At 33.4% G+C, this 16,823-nt stretch carries 17 protein-coding genes, 2 other RNA genes and 1 pseudogene; 13 read left to right on the top strand and 7 right to left on the bottom strand.

Features of this window, described 5'->3' with window-relative positions:
- The first annotated feature begins 475 nt into the window (after positions 1–475).
- Positions 476–679 (top strand): hypothetical protein, encoded by a 204-nt coding sequence (locus tag OZD67_RS02405; RefSeq protein WP_259346685.1) that lies wholly within the window; start codon positions 476–478, stop codon positions 677–679.
- 161 nt (positions 680–840) lie between these two features.
- Complete coding sequence (locus OZD67_RS02400) at positions 841–1,383, top strand: hypothetical protein (protein WP_259346686.1); 543 nt, start codon at positions 841–843, stop codon at positions 1,381–1,383.
- Here the strand turns inward: OZD67_RS02400 and OZD67_RS02395 are convergent.
- Complete coding sequence (locus OZD67_RS02395) at positions 1,368–2,723, bottom strand: bifunctional folylpolyglutamate synthase/dihydrofolate synthase (RefSeq protein WP_182183827.1); 1,356 nt, start codon at positions 2,721–2,723, stop codon at positions 1,368–1,370. The genes OZD67_RS02400 and OZD67_RS02395 overlap by 16 nt on opposite strands.
- A complete protein-coding gene (locus OZD67_RS02390; RefSeq protein ID WP_182183829.1) occupies positions 2,720–3,310 on the bottom strand; it encodes an MlaC/ttg2D family ABC transporter substrate-binding protein in 591 nt (196 codons plus the stop codon). Before OZD67_RS02390 ends, OZD67_RS02395 begins: the two co-directional genes overlap by 4 nt.
- Before the next feature lie 118 nt (positions 3,311–3,428).
- Here OZD67_RS02390 and ssrS point away from each other — a divergent pair.
- The 3 genes from ssrS to OZD67_RS02375 all read left to right on the top strand — a co-directional run bounded on the left by ssrS (position 3,429) and on the right by OZD67_RS02375 (position 4,819).
- A non-coding RNA gene (ssrS, locus tag OZD67_RS02385) (6S RNA) lies at positions 3,429–3,589 on the top strand.
- A gap of 19 nt (positions 3,590–3,608) precedes the next feature.
- Positions 3,609–4,070 (top strand): type II toxin-antitoxin system RatA family toxin, encoded by a 462-nt coding sequence (locus OZD67_RS02380; RefSeq protein ID WP_182183831.1) that lies wholly within the window; start codon positions 3,609–3,611, stop codon positions 4,068–4,070.
- Positions 4,071–4,123: 53 nt separating this feature from the next.
- The gene (locus OZD67_RS02375; protein ID WP_182183832.1) at positions 4,124–4,819 is read left to right on the top strand and encodes a DsbA family protein; all 696 of its coding nucleotides are present in this window, start codon (positions 4,124–4,126) and stop codon (positions 4,817–4,819) included.
- 29 nt (positions 4,820–4,848) lie between these two features.
- Here OZD67_RS02375 and OZD67_RS02370 read toward each other — a convergent pair whose 3' ends face one another.
- Positions 4,849–5,127: a DUF2671 domain-containing protein gene (locus OZD67_RS02370; protein ID WP_182183834.1), complete on the bottom strand. Its 279-nt coding sequence runs from the start codon at positions 5,125–5,127 to the stop codon at positions 4,849–4,851.
- A 258-nt stretch (positions 5,128–5,385) separates the two neighbouring features.
- Here OZD67_RS02370 and OZD67_RS02365 point away from each other — a divergent pair, with 258 nt between their 5' ends.
- Positions 5,386–6,033, top strand: coding sequence for an O-methyltransferase (locus OZD67_RS02365; RefSeq protein ID WP_182183836.1), 648 nt, complete (start codon positions 5,386–5,388; stop codon positions 6,031–6,033).
- Between the two features lies 1 nt (position 6,034).
- Here OZD67_RS02365 and OZD67_RS02360 read toward each other — a convergent pair whose 3' ends face one another.
- Complete coding sequence (locus OZD67_RS02360) at positions 6,035–6,688, bottom strand: glutathione S-transferase family protein (RefSeq protein ID WP_182183838.1); 654 nt, start codon at positions 6,686–6,688, stop codon at positions 6,035–6,037.
- Positions 6,685–7,065: a WPE palindromic element domain-containing protein gene (locus tag OZD67_RS02355; protein ID WP_182183839.1), complete on the bottom strand. Its 381-nt coding sequence runs from the start codon at positions 7,063–7,065 to the stop codon at positions 6,685–6,687. The genes OZD67_RS02360 and OZD67_RS02355 overlap by 4 nt, the downstream gene beginning before the upstream one ends.
- Positions 7,066–7,122: 57 nt before the next feature.
- On the opposite strand from OZD67_RS02355, the gene ffs reads away from it, so the two are divergent.
- The 7 genes and pseudogenes from ffs to OZD67_RS02320 all read left to right on the top strand — a co-directional run bounded on the left by ffs (position 7,123) and on the right by OZD67_RS02320 (position 13,258).
- Positions 7,123–7,222, top strand: an RNA gene (ffs, locus tag OZD67_RS02350) — signal recognition particle sRNA small type.
- 15 nt (positions 7,223–7,237) lie between these two features.
- A complete protein-coding gene (gene dnaX / locus OZD67_RS02345; protein ID WP_182183841.1) occupies positions 7,238–8,839 on the top strand; it encodes a DNA polymerase III subunit gamma/tau in 1,602 nt (533 codons plus the stop codon).
- A gap of 21 nt (positions 8,840–8,860) precedes the next feature.
- Complete coding sequence (locus OZD67_RS02340) at positions 8,861–9,175, top strand: YbaB/EbfC family nucleoid-associated protein (protein ID WP_041573540.1); 315 nt, start codon at positions 8,861–8,863, stop codon at positions 9,173–9,175.
- 458 nt (positions 9,176–9,633) lie between these two features.
- Positions 9,634–10,347, top strand: a complete 714-nt coding sequence (locus OZD67_RS02335; protein ID WP_182183843.1) for an acyloxyacyl hydrolase — start codon at positions 9,634–9,636, stop codon at positions 10,345–10,347.
- A 216-nt stretch (positions 10,348–10,563) separates the two neighbouring features.
- A pseudogene (locus tag OZD67_RS02330) lies at positions 10,564–10,878 on the top strand (IS5 family transposase); the annotation flags it as partial.
- Between the two features lie 157 nt (positions 10,879–11,035).
- Positions 11,036–12,262: a tRNA (N(6)-L-threonylcarbamoyladenosine(37)-C(2))-methylthiotransferase MtaB gene (gene mtaB / locus OZD67_RS02325; RefSeq protein WP_182183846.1), complete on the top strand. Its 1,227-nt coding sequence runs from the start codon at positions 11,036–11,038 to the stop codon at positions 12,260–12,262.
- A 45-nt stretch (positions 12,263–12,307) separates the two neighbouring features.
- Positions 12,308–13,258 carry an outer membrane protein gene (locus OZD67_RS02320; RefSeq protein WP_182183848.1) on the top strand — a complete coding sequence of 317 codons (951 nt, stop codon included), beginning with the start codon at positions 12,308–12,310 and terminating at the stop codon, positions 13,256–13,258.
- Positions 13,259–13,265: 7 nt separating this feature from the next.
- On the opposite strand, the gene OZD67_RS02315 is transcribed toward OZD67_RS02320, so the two are convergent.
- Both OZD67_RS02315 and OZD67_RS02310 read right to left on the bottom strand, forming a co-directional pair.
- Positions 13,266–14,771: a type II secretion system protein GspD gene (locus tag OZD67_RS02315; protein ID WP_182183850.1), complete on the bottom strand. Its 1,506-nt coding sequence runs from the start codon at positions 14,769–14,771 to the stop codon at positions 13,266–13,268.
- Between the two features lie 476 nt (positions 14,772–15,247).
- Entirely contained in the window at positions 15,248–16,441 is a 1,194-nt protein-coding gene (locus OZD67_RS02310) for an ankyrin repeat domain-containing protein (RefSeq protein ID WP_259346688.1), read from the bottom strand.
- Positions 16,442–16,823 lie beyond the last annotated feature (382 nt).

Raw genomic sequence — 16,823 nt, 5'->3', positions numbered from 1 at the left:
CGGTTCGTGGCGGAATGACGGTTAAGCAATTCGTCATCCCGCTGCTTGTTAGCGGCTAAGAGATACCGCGGCGGTATGACGTAGGACTGCTGTCATTCCAGCGCGTGACGCTGGAATCTAGTTCTTATTGTACATTTACTTGGTGTAGAGTTAAGTTTCCTGGATCCAAGTAGTCAAGCTACTCGGATGACAAAAAAAGGAGCACTGGAATGACAGGAAAAGGGGCTACTTGGATGACACCGCTTGGATAGGTCAGCTACTCAGATGACGCTGCCTGCCATGCAAACTGCAACCCTAAATGTTGAAGCACTGTTGTACACTAAGCGCTGTAATGACAATTTTAGTCGCTTCATACACTTATCATGCTAGTCATAACAGAAATAATTTTTACCAGAGATATTTATGAAATAATTGACATAGTTTGGAAATATGTATATTATAGAACATTAATAGTTAGTTAATTTGTAGGTGTTATATGGGCTATAAGCTAAGAACAAGAGAGTATGATTATAATGAAAGTTTATTTAAAGAGCTAGGCATTGAAACGCAAGAAGTAGAGGGGCGTAACTTTTTAGAGATATCCAATATAATAACAAAAAAGTATAGAGAGTTAGCAAGAAAATCTCACTCAGATGAAACAGGAGGAAGCGATGAAAAAATGCAAGCCATTAGAATATAAGGCAGGACTTTTAAAATATACTAAGCCATTAAGCAATGGGGAAAATTTAATAATTGTTGAGGAAAAGCAAAGATATGTGCAGTTAGCTCAACAAGGCCAGAATGATAAGCGCATAAAATGTCTCATTATTTTTGTAGTAGTAAGCCTATTACTACTCATTAGTGTCGTATCTCTACTTAGGATTTAGGTTATTTAAGGCTGCTAATTTTACCAATGCACCTGGTATTTTGTTTAGTGCTAGTCTAATAACAGCTGTTACAACTTTTTTCTTAACAACTTATCTTACTTTTTCTTTAGTTAAAAAAATTGTAGACCTGCAGGATACTCAACAAGAACAAGGCGAAAACTTAGATCAAGAAGAGCTAAAAGAGGAAATATTTAAAAGTAGAAAATATAAATTTTTGACTTTCACTTCTCAATATTTATTTTATCTTCCTTGTATTTTGTTGGGTGCTGGTTTGACATTACAATATCAATCTAGTTGTGTAGACAGTAAAATACTCATTGGGTCTGCTGCGGTATTAGGGTGCATTTTATTATTACAGTTAGCAACTGAGATCTACGAGAGAAAGGTTGTAGATCTTGTGAAAACTGAAGGAAGGGGTGCTGAACAAAGAGCACCTGTAGGAATGTTAACCGAAAAGCCAAGCAGTACTGTAGATCCTAATGGTGCTTTTAACACCTCAGCTCATGAAGTGGGTTGATTATTCTCCATAGCAAAGTCTCTAGCTAGGAACAATGAGCCACAGATTAGTATGGTTTTGACGTTTTGGATAGAGGCTTTTAATATGTGATTTGATATTGCATCGCCAATTGATTCACATTCAACTGCTTTTATTCCTATGTTATTGGCTTTTTCCCTAATCAAATTTGTATTTGTTGCTTTAGGTTCAGACTTAACACAAACCGCACATAGTAGCTTGATGTATGGCTTTAAGTGCTCTAAGAACTCTTCCACATTTCTGTTACGGGTAACACCAAAAACCACGTAGATACCTTCAGCAAAATTATCTTTTACCCACTGAGATAGCACTCTAGCACCGTTATTATTGTGCGCACCATCTAAAAATAATTGCCAATTTTTCGGTAGTAGGGAAATTAAATTACCCTCTTTTATGAGCTCTAGTCGTGCAGGCCAGTAGGTACGCTGTAAACCTGAAGTGATATCCTCTTCTCCAATATCAAATCCATATTTTCCACTTAAAATACTACATGCTGCAATAGCATTGCCTGCATTAATCACCTGATGATCACCCTTTAAAGATGGCAAAGAAAATTCTATGGATTGAATAGCTGATTGAAAAATCATTTGAGCTCCAGCACGTGACCTCTCATTTTTTTGTTTCTGGATCCCAGTTTGGATGACAGATAGTCGTTTTTTGCAATTCCATTCAAGGCCTCCTCTATATAAAGGAGATTTCTTATTTATTGCGTAGTGTTCTAGCGTGTTCATTACAGATTTTTCTTGCGGTGCTATTACGCAAGGAACATTAGGTTTCATTATTCCAGCTTTTTCACCTGCTATGGTTTCTACAGTAGGGCCAAGATATTCTGTATGATCAAGGGCAATGGAAGTAATGATTGTTAAAATCGGACTATCTATAACATTTGTTGCATCAAGTCTTCCACCCATACCCACTTCAACTAAAGTTATATCGGCTTTATGACGAGAAAAAGCTAAAAAAGCTGCAATAGTTGCAGCTTCAAACAGAGTGATAGGTTGTTCTGCAATTACGGCACGGCATTCTTCTAACAAGCTATATAATTCATTATCGTCGATGTAACTGCCTGCAATAACTATTCTTTCATTAAAATTCACCAAATGTGGAGAAGTGTATGCATGGACCTTATACCCTGCTGCTTGCATTATATATCTTATAAATGCTAGTGTTGAGCCTTTCCCGTTAGTTCCAGCTATATGAATTATGGGCGGCATTTTTTTCTCAGGGTTGCCCAATTTATTTAGAAAGCTTTTTATGCGATCAAGAGAAAAATCCTTTGGTCTACTACCAAGCGGTTTAGGCCAATGAGGCATATATATCATGGATTGTTATTGCATTTTAATTCAGCTATAACGCTTGCTATGCCATGCGTGTCGATTTTTTCACTAAATTGAGAACGTTGATTAATAGCAATACTTATTCCACTCATTACAACATCACTTATCAAGAAAGAACTGTTATTTTTAGTAACTTTAAAATCAATATTTGTAAATTCTTCATCACCGTAAGAAAATCTTGTACCAATTAAGCAAGTTTCATCGTCAACTGCTTTTGTACTCATTATGATCATTTCACTATCATGCATGTATTTATATAAAATTTTAACGCACAAACGCGTAAGATACACTTCATACTCTCTTAAAAAATCTTCTTTTTCTTTTTGTTTAACTGAAGCCCAATGTTTTCCTATAACGAATTGCGATATTCCTTTGAGGTTAACATTATTCTGAATGACCTCCTGAAGCTTTTCGTGTACATGCCCTAGGTTTTTTCTATTTCCTTTTGTAGATATACCATCCACTTGTTGCTTCATAGTATGCACAAAAATTTTATGATCTGTACAACTAGTGTAAGCTCTTGAAGAAATTATAATAAAAACAATAATGATTAAAACTTTAGTAATGTTCATAAGATATATTTATTAACCATGATACTTAGGATGCAAAGTTTAATAAAGATTAAATAATAATCGCTGACTTTTAATATACCTATAGACATGCCTTATGTAAATCATCTATAATTCAAGTAAGGGTCTGTGCTATGCGTTATGAGTTAAGTTAAATTTCCCGAGCGATAATTTCTAGTCAAGGGAATTGCCTCTATTAATTTCGTTGAAATTAATACGCGATGCCCACCTTAACTTTAGTCTCAGGAATCTACTAAGGCTGACGATAGATACGGATCCTATTTTGATTGGTTTAACATTTATGCTTCATCAATACAGAGAACAAGGTACCTTCCTATGTTCGCCTAATGAAGTATTCCAAATTGTAATTGATGTTGAAAGGTATCCTGATTTTGTTCCTTGGTGCAAAGCCGTTTATATAAAAGAAAAAATTGACAACCAAATGGTTGTGGATCTTCTCGCAGCTTTTCATGGAATTAAAGGAAAGTACATATCAGAAGTAACCTTTCTTTCTCCAAGTGGAACAAATGAAGGTTGGATAAAAGCTGTATCATCAAATGGAATATTTAAACATTTATACAATGAATGGCAATTCATTCCCATAGATGAAAATAAAACTATGGTAAAGTTTTATATAGAGTTTAAGTTTAAGTCCAACTCATTTTCTACTTTATTAAACTCAGTATATAAATATACACAGAGTAAAATAATTGCTGCATTTAAAGATAGGGCTGAAAGCCTTGCTAAACAAAAGTTATCTTGACATTATTAATATAAATATGTAATTTTTTTAGTAAGTTAAGTGTTTGTATTGTAATGATTTTCAGACTATTGTTTTTACTAATTCTTATGAGTGTTAATTCTTATGCAGTTGTTAAATTCAGTAACCAACATATTCAAAAAGAAACCAATGAAATAACATCAAAGGAGTTACTATCACTATTACCTGATGATAAATTATTAGGAGATCCAAAAGCACCAATTCTAATGATAGAATATGCTTCATTAACTTGCTATCACTGCTCTCTTTTTCATAAGAATGTTTTTCCTAAAATTAAAGAGAAATATATAGACACAGGTAAGATGTTATATATATTTCGTCATTTTCCTTTGGATTACAGAGGGCTAAAGGCTGCAATGCTAAGTCATTGCTACGAAAAACAAGAAGACTACTTTAATTTTAACAAAGCTGTTTTTAACTCAATAGATTCGTGGAATTACTACAATTTAAGTGATTTGACTTTACTACAAAGAATTGCTGCACTAAGCAACTTAAAGCAAGATGCATTTAACCAATGCATTAATGATAAGAAAATAATGGATAAAATCGTAAATGATAAATCACTGGCAATCAATAAACTTGGTATCACAGCCACTCCAATATTTTTCATCAAGCTTAACGATGGTAAGTCATATATAGAGCATAATAAAGTTAAACATGAGGGGTATAAAGAGCTGAAATATCTCACTGATGTGATAGATAAATTATATGGAAAAGCTATAGTGAAGTAATACCACTGTAGCTTACCATATAAAAGACTCTATGTTGAGCCATTGTTTTTCACTACTGTTTGTTGTTTTTTACGCTCAAACTCTCTTTTTTTACTGTGCCAAGTGTAGTAATACATAGCGATTTTATTCTCTATTAATACTATTGTCCCATCATAAAACTGAACCATATCCATAACTTTTCTTTGAGCTTCATTAAAACGTTCTTTATACTTTTCACGATAAGCTGGATTATGTAGTAACATAACCCCTTCATTCTTGTTAGATTTTTTGTTTAACGTTTCAACTTCACTAGCAATAGTATAAGACATATAACCCCCTCTAATTGATTATAAAAATTATATTTTAAAAAGAGAAATGCGCATAAACAATCCCTTTAATTCTAGTATAATAATTGATTGTTTATTATACTAGTTAACCATAGTACGATATATAATAATTTTTGTCACTTAAAATTTTATACTATGAAATAATAACTTAAAATAAATGTTTTTATTATTTTAAACTATATTATTATATTTATAAACTGTGTATGAATTAAGCCTCCCTAATTTATAATATAAAACATAATGCGTAATAATTCTGGTATAAAATTATCATATATAAGAAATCTATTTGCAAAAGAATATAAAAAAATAGAAGAATATTGTATCCTTGAAAAAAAGCAACATATTCAGATTGGCCCTGAAGAAGGAAAGCTATTCAGTTTATTTATAAAAATCCATAAAATCAAAAGTATTGTTGAGGTTGGCACATTATACGGTTATTCGTCGATTTGCATGGCAAAAGCTCTACTAGAAGAAGGTCATATATATACAATAGAAAATAATCCTCAACACTCAAGAATAGCAAAAAAAAATTTTAGTGCTTTTAATCTAAGTGATAAAATTACTCTAATAGAAGGTGATGCACTGGAAAAAATTAATGAATTATCAGCAAAGGCACCATTTGACATGATATTTATCGATGCTGACAAAAGTGGTTATCCTAAGTATTTAGATTGGGCAGAGTCATACATTAGACAAGATGGGCTGATCGTTGCAGACAACACTCTATTATTTAATACAGTATTTTTAGAATCGCCTCCAAAAGAAATATCAGAAAAATCATGGCATGCTATGAGGGAGTTTAATAATAGATTATCAGATGAAAAGAAATATTTCTCTATATTGATTCCAACTGATGAAGGAATGACTGTAGCTTTAAAGCTAACATAAGTTAAAAATCAAGGTCAGCGTAATGTTTAGGAGGGGTTAAACCGGAAACTCTCTCTAATAATATCTCACGAAAACAAGGCTTTGATTTAACAATGGAGTACCATTCTTTTAAAATTTTACTTTTTTCCCATGGAAAACTACTTACATAATCCATTACGGAAATATGCGATGCTAAAGCAATATCAGCTAAAGTAAACTTATCAGTTGCAAGCCAAATGTTCTTGTTAATTAAGTGTTCGATGTATTCCATATGGCAAGGCAGGTTATGCTGAGCTGCATGAAGAAATCTAGAGTCAGGGCTGCGGTTAGTAATTACTTTTTCATTCATAATATACTTAGTAACTTCATTGTAAAATTTGTTGTCGAACCAATTGATTAGAGCGCGTATTTTAGACTTAATAATAGTGGATGAACCAAGTAATTTGACGTCGCTATTGTAAGTCTCTTCTATATATTCACAAATGGCATTACTATCCGCTATTACAAAGTTATTATCTATTAATACTGGTACTTGCCCAGTTGGATTGATCTCCATAAATTCATTCCGTTTTTCCCACGGATTTTCATACACTAGATCGCAGCCTAATTTTTTTTCTTTTAGGAAAGCTCTAACTTTTCGTGAAAATGGACAAAGAGGAAAATGATATAAAATCATAATATTCCTCTTTTATTATCCCAGTACCTATAGGTTGTTATTCCAGCGCATGATACTGGCATCCAGCTTATTTCATTATGGACATTATTTTTAACATATACTCCTAGAATCCATTGTACATTGTATAATTTGCAAATATTTTTATATCTGGATCCCAGTACAACTGTACGAACATTGTAGTTTGAGAGCAATTCCCACCGGAAGGGTGTCATTCCAGTGCTTGACACTGGAATCCAGTTCTTATTATACAACAGCCTGATGTATTCATTTAAAATTAAGTTTTCTGGATCCAAGTAGTAAAGCATTGGGATGACAGAAGAAGAGTATTTTAGGTAACAGTTGTTTAATTCAAAGTAATGTTGCAAAAGGTCTAACATATAAATTATAAGACTAATATAGGATATACCTTGCTAAATAAAAAAAAAAGTATAATATTTTATAAGGTATGCAGGCAAAAACTCTGTAATTTGGTCAGATCAGAAATGAAGCAGCCATATCAGAACCTTTTTGGGTTGCATACCTATTTCATTATTTGTTTTATCCGACGCTATGAATATAGCATTAAAACATCGTCCTAGTAGCTTTAAAGATCTAGTAGGTCAAGATATATTAGTGCGTGTATTGGAAAATGCTTTTACTTTAAACAAAATCCCACAATCTATACTGCTCTCTGGTAGTAGTGGAGTTGGTAAAACCACCACTGCAAGGATAATAGCTTTATGTTTGAATTGTTCCCTGGGGCCAATTTTTGAACCTTGCGGATCATGTGAAAATTGTCTAGCAATAAAAAATTCAAGCCATCCAGATGTGATTGAAATTGATGCAGCAAGTCACACTAGCATTGACGATATTAAAGTAATCCTGGGAGATATTTGCTATTCACCTATAAGCTCTAAATTCAAAGTCTACATTATAGATGAAGTACACATGCTATCTAGCAGTGCATTTAACGCGTTACTTAAAACCCTAGAAGAGCCACCATCTAGTGTAAAATTCATTTTAGCAACTACAGAAATAAAAAAGATACCAATAACTATTATTGCACGTTGTCAAAGATTTGATTTACACAACATTCCTGTAGCTAAAATAGTAGAACGTTTAAATGATGTTGCACAAAAAGAGAGTTATTTCATTGAAAAGGGAGCATTAGAGTTAATTGCACGACATTCTGGAGATTCAATGCGTAACGCCTTGTTTTTGATGAATCAAGCAGTGCTATATAGCAAAGATGGTGCAATATCCACTAAAAATGTGATAGACATACTTGGCCTAGTGGATAAAGATATTATATTTGATCTATTAGGGGCAATGTTAGAAGGTGATTTGCAGAAAGCTCTATCAGTGTTTGACAAGGCGATAAAAGCAGCAAACCCACTTAGTATTTTTGAAGGTCTATTGCAAACAATTCAGTTAGTATGCCGTTTTTTGATTACAAAAGAAATTGATAATGCAGTTACAGAGTATGAAAAGAACAGGATAAAAGATTTAAGTATAAAGAAGTCTTTAATATTTTTTTCGAGATTGTGGAAGGTGTTGCTTAAAGGTATTCAAGATATAAAAACTTCAACATGCAATGATGTTGCTGCTGAAATGATGCTAATTAGTCTTTGCTATCTCTCTGATCTACCTTCTCCAGAACAGGTGATCAAAAAAGTTCTTTCACAGAATGTAAAGCAAGGAAATAGACAGGGCAGACCTGTTGCACCTTCCCCCTCTGTCATCCAAGTAGCTGACTACTCGGATCCAAAAAAATATGTGGAAAGTAAACAACAACCCCACTCTGTCATCCCAGTGCGTGACACTGGGATCCATGTGGAAAATAAACAACAAAATTACGATTTTGATAAGATTTTGCAACTATTAAGGCGGAGTAACCAAATTTATCTTTACAAACAACTATGTAATAATCTACAATTAATAGATTGTAAACCTGGATATTTAAAATTAAAAGCTGTATCTAAGTTGGATAGTAATTTTTGCAATGATTTAAAAAATTACTTAAATCAGGTGACTCAGCAGGAGTGGGTTATTACAGTTGATACGGGTTATATAAACAGGGAAGTGAGTAATTTAAATTATGCACCTGCAGTCAAGGATATACTTGACACGTTTAAAGGTGCAAAAGTAGTTAATATAGAAAATAAGGAGTAAGTTGTGGATTTTAGTCAAATAATGAAACAAGCGCAAGAAATGCAAAAAAAGCTTGCAGAAGCTCAAGAAAAATATATTGGAAAAGAGTTTCAAGGTATTTCTGGTGGTGGCAAAGTTTCTGTATTAGTGGAAGTCATAAAAATAGGTAGCTATAAAGCTAAAAAGGTGAACATAGACTTAGAACTTATGAGAAATGAGGAAAAAGATATAGTAGAGGATTTAGTAACAGCAGCGTTTAATGATGCCGTTAAAAAAGCAGAAGAAGATATGGCAAATGCAACTTCTGATCTTGCAGGTATGATGGGTTTACCACCTGGATTTAAACTTCCTTTTTGAATTTACTACTAAAGTTTCTTTTAGGTAAGTATTTCTTTTCTAATATTTCCAACGCTAGTACTTCTTTGTATAATGCACCTATACTAGCACAGCCCTACGTCATACCGCCGCGGCGCTAACACGTAGCGGGATGACAGCAGTCCTATGTCATACCGTCACGATATCTCTAGATCCCGCTAACAAGCAGCGGGATGACGAATTATTTAACCGTCATACCGCCGCGGTATCTCAGCCGCTAACAAGCAGCGGGATGATGAGGTCTTTCGATAGTAAATCTTACCTGTGTTAGCTATACCAAAAAATCAAAAGTCGTATTTATTCATTAATAAAATCTTTGTATTCTCCTAAAAGTTAGTTAAAGTATAGAATATTTTTTGTTATTAAGTTAGCACTTGACTTAACTTTAGTTGTTACTTAGACTGCTAAAGTGGAATTTTAATTTTTTTACGAGGACAATTATGCATTATAAAAAGTTTTTTTCAGCAGCCGCTTTAGCAACGTTGCTAAGTTTATCAAACTCTGCTTTTTCAGATCCTGTTGGTCCAATAAGTGATGAAGAAACTAGCTACTACGTTCGTTTGCAATACAACGGTGAATTTTTACCTCTTTTCACAAAAATTGATGGTATTACAAATGCAACAGGCAAAGAAAAGGATAGTCCCTTAAAAGCATCTTTTATAGCTGGTGGTGGTGCATTTGGTTATAAAATGGACGACATCAGGGTTGACGTTGAAGGGCTTTACTCACAGTTGAGTAAAGATACAACTATAATAAATACGTCTGAGGAAAATGTTGCAGACAGTTTAACAGCATTTTCAGGATTAGTTAACGTTTATTACGATATAGCAATTGAAGATATGCCTATCACTCCATATGTTGGTGTTGGTGTTGGTGCAGCGTATATTAGCACTCCTTTGAAACCCGCTATAAATGAGCAAAACAGTAAATTTGGTTTTGCTGGTCAAGTAAAAGCTGGTGTTAGTTATGATGTAACTCCAGAAATTAAACTCTATGCTGGAGCTCGTTATTTTGGTTCTTATGGTGCTCACTTTGATAAAAGTGAAGAAGTAGATAAAGCGGGTGGTGGAAAAGAAACAAAAGTCACTAAAGACGCATATAAAGTTCTTTACAGCACTGTTGGTGCAGAAGCTGGAGTAGCGTTTAATTTCTAGTCTATCTTCAGTCTTGTTATCCCAGTGGGTTTTTTCTTGTCATTCAAGTAGCATGACACTGGGGTGGCTTTGTTGCATGGCAGCAGAAAAACTAGTGATTACTGACTCAATTCATTATAAAATGACGATTTAAGGATAAATATGCCACAAAAAATGAGAGTCAGTAACCATAGAGAATATAACAAATTTCTAGAAAAAAGAGGAAATATTTTTCATTATGGCATAAAAACGAAAATTCCTCCGAAAAACAACGCAGCAGAGCATCCAAAATTGGATTATATGCTTGATAGAAATGCCGCTATTCAGTTAATGAAATTACATGGTGAGAATGGTATAAAAAGATGGAAAGAAGAAGTAAATTACGGAAAAAGATCGTATATTGAAGGATTTTTCTCAAGGTTGAAGCGAATATTTGGGTTTAGTTTTAAAAATAAATCTGAGACAAATAGAGAGAAGGAACTACTTATTAAATGCTACTTAATGAACAAATTTACTGCAATTGGTATGCCTAAATTTGAAATAGTCGCATAAAATTGTTTACTCTGGAAAAAACTTATGTTGCGATGCAACAAAGCCATCCCAGTGTCTGCTGCTTGCATAGCATTTATCTACCAAAACAATGGTCATGCAAGAGACTTTGCTTGGATGTGTGATATAATTTAAATTGTAAGGTCTAAAAAATACTAGCATGAATGAAGTGATAACATTTGGTTGTCGTCTAAATTTTTACGAGAGTGAGTTAATCAAAGAAGCATTAAAAAAAGCAGAAAGAAAAAATGTTGTTGTGGTGCATAGCTGTGCAGTGACAAACGAAGCAGAACGCCAAGTAAAGCAAAAAATACGTAAGATCTATAAAAACGACCCAAGTAAAGAAATTATCGTAGTTGGATGTGCTGTTCAGTTGGATCCAGAAGTTTACAGTAGCATTCCTGGTGTAAGTAAAGTGCTCGGTAATCAAGATAAGCTAAAAGCTGAAAATTACTTACTAAATGACGATAAAATCTTAGTCAACGATAACCAAGTAGAACCTGTTCTAATTAATGGATTTGAAGATAAATCAAGGGCATTTATTGAAATTCAAAATGGTTGTAATCATAGCTGCACATTTTGCTCAATTACTGAGGCAAGAGGGAATAATCGATCTGTGCCAATAAACAGTATTATAGAGCAAATCAGGATCTTTGTAGAAAATGGATATCAAGAAGTAGTGTTTACAGGTGTTGATATTACTGACTTTGGTACAGATTTGTTTGCTAAGCCGTCACTTGGTTCAATGATTAGGAGAGTTTTAAAAGATATACCAGAGTTGAAGAGGCTAAGACTTTCCTCTATCGATGTTGCTGAAGTTGACAACGAATTAATGGATTTAATAGCTAATGAGTCAAGACTTATGCCTCATTTACATTTGAGTCTACAATCTGGTAATAATTTAATACTAAAGAGAATGAAGCGTCGCCACAACAGAGAACAAGTGATAGAATTTTGTCATAAAATGAAGAGTTTGAGGCCTAATATAGTATTTGGCGCTGATATTATTGCTGGATTTCCAACAGAAACTGATGAAATGTTTCAGGATACAGTTGATTTACTGAAAAAAACAAATATAGTTTACCTACATGCTTTTCCATATTCAGAGCGGAAGAATACACCTGCTGCACGAATGCCACAAGTACCAGAGAATGTGCGTAAAGAACGAGTAAAAAATTTAAGAGAAATGAATAGAGAAATGATGAGTAGCTTTTATCAATCTTTGATAGGCACTGAACAAAGTGTTCTGGTTGAGCAAAATAATGTCGGTAGAACAGAAAATTTTGCATTAGTAAAGCTTGAATCAAAAGCTCAAGCCAAGAGTATTGTGAAAGTTAATGTTAAAGGAATGGGAAATAATTATCTAATTGGAAATATTCTTTCTTAATTTTTGTACATTAAAGAAATATATGATACAGTAGTTATACTGTAAATGATAATTATGGGTTCATTTGTTATAACTAAAATATCTATTACTTTATTTTTGATTTTCATTCCATGTGTCTATTTTTTTATTACTTATATTAGTAATACACACATTGAGCAAGTACAACTCTTAAAACTAGAAACGGACAATAATGAAGATGTAATGCATTCTGAAGAAGAGGTTACTGAGAAAAAAATACTAATAAATGATTTAAAATATCAAGAACTTGAAAGTAGTCCTACTGAACAACCTTCTATTCTCCAAGTAGCTGATCAGAAAAATATGTGGTCACGTATTGCAGATCAAACTGAGCCTACAAAAGAAAAATCAAAAAAACTTGATTTTTATGTTAGCGCTAACGGTGGTAAGGTATACCATGATAATTCAGAAACATTTGTAAAGGGTATAAAGGCAATAGGGGAGAGAGTTCTAACTTTAGTTGAAAGTCATTATGGTTTTATGATAAAAAATATAGTGGCAAATGAAATTAAAAGTATACAGCAATTTGATGGTAAAATTGATTTCCAGTGGCTCAGCAGCATATCTTTAGGTTACTATGCTGGAGAAAATGGCCGAGTTGATTTTGAAACCATGTATTCTAGAGCCAATATTGAAGGTAGTAATTCTCCTCTGGTATTTGATAAATCAGCAAGTATATTTGCGTTTTTGTTAAACTTATATTATAATCCCAGCGTTCAGGATACACAATTTGCTCCGTACATCGGTCTTGGTATAGGACCAACAGTGTTTAGATTAAAAAGGATTAATGGATCATCCCAAAATTCAATGCCACTTAATGTTCCTTGGTTTGCTTATCAAATAAAGCTTGGTATTAACTATTCAATAATCCCAGAAGTAAAAACCTTTCTCGGCTATCGTTACTTTAGCGTTCCGATACCTGTTGCAGATGACATATCCACTCATAATATTGAAATTGGTTTGATATTTAATTTTTAGTAGTGATTTAATATATATATAAATTCTTATCTTTTCTATCTAACAAACCAAATGTTGGTACGATTGTTGCTTTTAAAAAAAGGACAGTTTCTACTGTTCTAATGTTATTCGCTAGCCTTTTTGACTTCTGATGTAATGTAGCTTTAAAGCTTTGCTTATCCTCTCTATGTTCTATAAGCCCGCCGATTACCATAATTTCACCGCTCTTAATTTTTAACATAGAGTTCATTTCTCTGATTTCAACAATTGGAATGTCGCTATTTAATTTCATTTTACTCTGCTGTGCGATGTACTCTATATCTGGATCTTTAATGTAGCCGTTAATTCTTGATAAAGTTGGATGTATATCCATGAATATTTCACTAGTATCAATGTTAATGCTTGGGTGGATTATTAGCACAACACCTATTGGAACACTATTCATCTTGGTAATTAAGGTCTGATTAGAGTTTCTAGTATCTTTTTGTATATCGGAAGTAAAATAAATATGGTTTTTGGTAAATGAAATCATCGCTTGCTGATTATTTATAGCATGTACTCTAGGGCTTGAAATTACAGTTGAAGCGCCAAATTTGTCTAAATTTTTTACTAAATCTCCTAGATCACTCGCACCAAAGTTCATTGCTAGGTTAATAATGGAGTTATCTTGATTCATTATAGACTTAGTTCCATCGCGTAAGTCATTTAAATTTATACCAGAAAGATATTTGTCATCTAACACAACTTCAACTATTTTTGCCTCTATCATTACTTGAGAAGACGCTAATTTCTTAACCTTATTAATATATTCTTCAACAGCTTTATGGATATCTTTTCTAGCATTCAAAATAATAACACCAGCTTCTCTGTTGGATGAAAGGAATTCGCCATCATCCACCCCGTTAATATCCATTATTGCATTCAAGCCTTTTTCTAATGAATTCCATAAGTCACTACTGTATTGAGACCTCATAACATTGTTATAGTCCCTAACAGCATCACTGTTAGTAATATTGTTACTAATGATGAAACTGCTTTGAGCAGAATGTTGAATATTAATGAAGTCTGCGTAATAATTTTGCACGTATGGCAAGTCCTGCTCAATTCTAATTATACCATTGCTTGTTGAGTAACGCAATTTGGCGCTATTTGCTATACTCTGAATTACTTCATTTATATTCTTATCTTTTAGCTTTAAAATAATATTACCTGATATTTTTGGGTCTATATCTAAGTTAACGTCAGAAAGTTTTCCTATCTCAATCAGCAAATCTTTTACTGATACTTCTTCACTAACATTAATAGAAATAAGCTGATTACTGATTGTGAGATCGGGAAACTCTATTGGTAAAGGCATAATTTCTGGTATTGCCAGTTCATTAATCTCCAAAGAGGTGTTGTATTGCTGCAACGAATAATCGTGCTCACCTATATCATGATGATCTTCGTTGCCTATATTAGTGAGATGTTGCTTAGTAGGCAGGTGTGTGCAAGAAATAATGAAGAGGAGTATTAAGCATTTAAAAATAGCCATTAGAACAGCATATAGATCTATACTAATAGATTTCTATAAAAATATTAAAAATGTATTTAATCTCATTTTCATCGAGCAGATAATTGTCGTGTATTAACTTGACCTACACTGGCTATAGCTAAAGTGACTTAGATTTACCGACAACCATCATCCCGCTGCTTGTTAGCGGGATCTAGAGATACCGTGAATAAATCACGGTATGACGGTTCGCGGCGGTATAGTAACTCGTCATTCCGCTACTCGTTAGCGCCGTGGCGGTATAGCTATATATGTTTTTTTGCACACTTTATCTTGTACTTAAATGTAGAGTAAGTTTTCCAGCATAGCCTTAGTTTTTTTATATATTTTACTTCTTTCTCTATATTTAATAATAGGCTTAAAAATAAATGGTAAGCCTATAATTGTTAAGCTTAGAGCTAGGGTTGAAAGTATACAACAGGCTTTGTGTTTACTATGTAGCTCTTTTAGGTAAAGCATCAAAAATCTACAAAATTTTTTGTAATCTTCGTCGATGTTTTTTTGCTATGAGCCTTGCTAATGAACATATCTATTGCGGTATGACCGTTATTACACTTAATGTTAAGGTCTGCACCTTTTTCTGTTAACAGCTGAGCTATATCAAAATAATCCTTTTGAACAGCAAGATGTAGAGGTGCAAAACCTTGTTGCTCACAAATGTTCATATTGGCTCTAACTTCCAATAACATTTTCACAATTTTTGTATGGCCTTTTTTAACTGCCAGTAGCAAGGGAGTTCTGTTACATTTAGTAACAGCATTAATGTTTACCTTAAGCTTCAATAAGAGCTTAACTGTTTTAGTGTTACCATTATGGCTAGCTTTATGCAGCCTGGCGTTGCCATTAAAATCTTGATCATTTGCATCTATTCCTCTTGATACAAGAAATGTTACCATTTTTCTATTATTATGCTCAATAGCGCAATCTAATGCATCAAAACCATGGTTGTTTTTTGTGCAAAAAAACTCTTTAAGTTTAATTTTATCGTTACTTGCTTGCTGTTTTTTTGCAATAAGCTTTACTATTTGCATTTTGTTGTTATACGCTGCTAGGAAAAGCGTAGTGTTATTTTCTGCATCTTTGGCTTCTATATTTGCACCTTTCTTTATCAGATATTCTATAATTTCTGCTCTGCTATCATAATGTGCGGTGCATTGATAAATGGTTAAAAACAAAGGAGTACGAAAATTGTTATCTTCACATTCGAGATTTGCTCCGCTATCAATTAAAATTTGGACGCTTTTTTTAGAACCGTATAGTGAAGCTATATGAAGAGGAGTATAGCCCTCTTTAGCGTCTTTTTCATTAATTTTTGCGCCTTTTGTTATCAAAAAATCTATTAATTCCGTGTCATCTTGTAGTGCAGCAAGATGCAGTGGAGTGAATCCATTTTTATCCTTGGAATTAATTGTCAGTTGGTTAACAAAAAGTTTAGCAACTTTCTTGTGTCCATGCATAATGGCATAATGCAGTGGGTTTCTATTTTCGTTGTCTACGATATTGAAATCAGCTTCGTGCTCTAGTAATGACTTTACTCCAACTAAATCGCCTTCTTTTGTGAACTTATGCAAGAGAGTGATTCCACTTGCATCTTTTGAGTTAATATCAAATCCATTTTCTACTAATTGGTTTATATCTTCCTCACACGCCATATCACTTAAGTCTCTAATTGAACCCTTTTCGCGTTAATAATACTCCTACTTGATTAAGTTTAAATGAATCTGTGAGAAATGGCTAGGATACCTTGCATAACAAACTTTTGGCAGCACGTTGGATGAAACAAAAAACTTACTTGACAAAACTCGCACCACGGGGCTTCTTTTGCCTTTTTTTTGTTTGGTGAATTTCTTAATGTTTATAGCTAAATGAACTGGGCAGGAAGGTGTCATTCCAGTGCTTGACACTGGAATCCAGGAAAAAGAATGATGTCATCCAAGCCCCCTAGGTGTCATTCCAGTCTGGAATCCAGGTTTTCCGCAGCCCCATTAAAAACGTCGTATTTTAACATAAAACTGCTACCTCACCAACTTAGTG

The organism is Wolbachia endosymbiont of Drosophila nikananu (assembly GCF_028981865.1).
Lineage (GTDB): Bacteria > Pseudomonadota > Alphaproteobacteria > Rickettsiales > Anaplasmataceae > Wolbachia > Wolbachia pipientis_B.
Note: the sequence above shows the minus strand (reverse complement) of the source record. Positions and strands in the feature narration are given on the sequence as shown.

What these genes read in the sequence shown, in the direction of transcription:
- OZD67_RS02340 (WP_041573540.1), top strand. Translation starts at nt 8,861, where the DNA reads ATGAAACAAGCGCAAGAAATGCAAAAAAAGCTTGCAGAAGCTCAAGAA.
- OZD67_RS02375 (WP_182183832.1), top strand. Translation starts at nt 4,124, where the DNA reads ATGATTTTCAGACTATTGTTTTTACTAATTCTTATGAGTGTTAATTCT.
- OZD67_RS02390 (WP_182183829.1), bottom strand. Translation starts at nt 3,310, where the DNA reads ATGAACATTACTAAAGTTTTAATCATTATTGTTTTTATTATAATTTCT.
- OZD67_RS02320 (WP_182183848.1), top strand. Translation starts at nt 12,308, where the DNA reads ATGATAATTATGGGTTCATTTGTTATAACTAAAATATCTATTACTTTA.
- OZD67_RS02405 (WP_259346685.1), top strand. Translation starts at nt 476, where the DNA reads ATGGGCTATAAGCTAAGAACAAGAGAGTATGATTATAATGAAAGTTTA.
- OZD67_RS02365 (WP_182183836.1), top strand. Translation starts at nt 5,386, where the DNA reads ATGCGTAATAATTCTGGTATAAAATTATCATATATAAGAAATCTATTT.
- mtaB (WP_182183846.1), top strand. Translation starts at nt 11,036, where the DNA reads ATGAATGAAGTGATAACATTTGGTTGTCGTCTAAATTTTTACGAGAGT.
- OZD67_RS02315 (WP_182183850.1), bottom strand. Translation starts at nt 14,771, where the DNA reads ATGGCTATTTTTAAATGCTTAATACTCCTCTTCATTATTTCTTGCACA.
- OZD67_RS02370 (WP_182183834.1), bottom strand. Translation starts at nt 5,127, where the DNA reads ATGTCTTATACTATTGCTAGTGAAGTTGAAACGTTAAACAAAAAATCT.
- OZD67_RS02395 (WP_182183827.1), bottom strand. Translation starts at nt 2,723, where the DNA reads ATGATATATATGCCTCATTGGCCTAAACCGCTTGGTAGTAGACCAAAG.
- dnaX (WP_182183841.1), top strand. Translation starts at nt 7,238, where the DNA reads ATGAATATAGCATTAAAACATCGTCCTAGTAGCTTTAAAGATCTAGTA.
- OZD67_RS02380 (WP_182183831.1), top strand. Translation starts at nt 3,609, where the DNA reads ATGCTTCATCAATACAGAGAACAAGGTACCTTCCTATGTTCGCCTAAT.
- OZD67_RS02310 (WP_259346688.1), bottom strand. Translation starts at nt 16,441, where the DNA reads ATGGCGTGTGAGGAAGATATAAACCAATTAGTAGAAAATGGATTTGAT.
- OZD67_RS02360 (WP_182183838.1), bottom strand. Translation starts at nt 6,688, where the DNA reads ATGATTTTATATCATTTTCCTCTTTGTCCATTTTCACGAAAAGTTAGA.
- OZD67_RS02355 (WP_182183839.1), bottom strand. Translation starts at nt 7,065, where the DNA reads ATGTTAGACCTTTTGCAACATTACTTTGAATTAAACAACTGTTACCTA.
- OZD67_RS02335 (WP_182183843.1), top strand. Translation starts at nt 9,634, where the DNA reads ATGCATTATAAAAAGTTTTTTTCAGCAGCCGCTTTAGCAACGTTGCTA.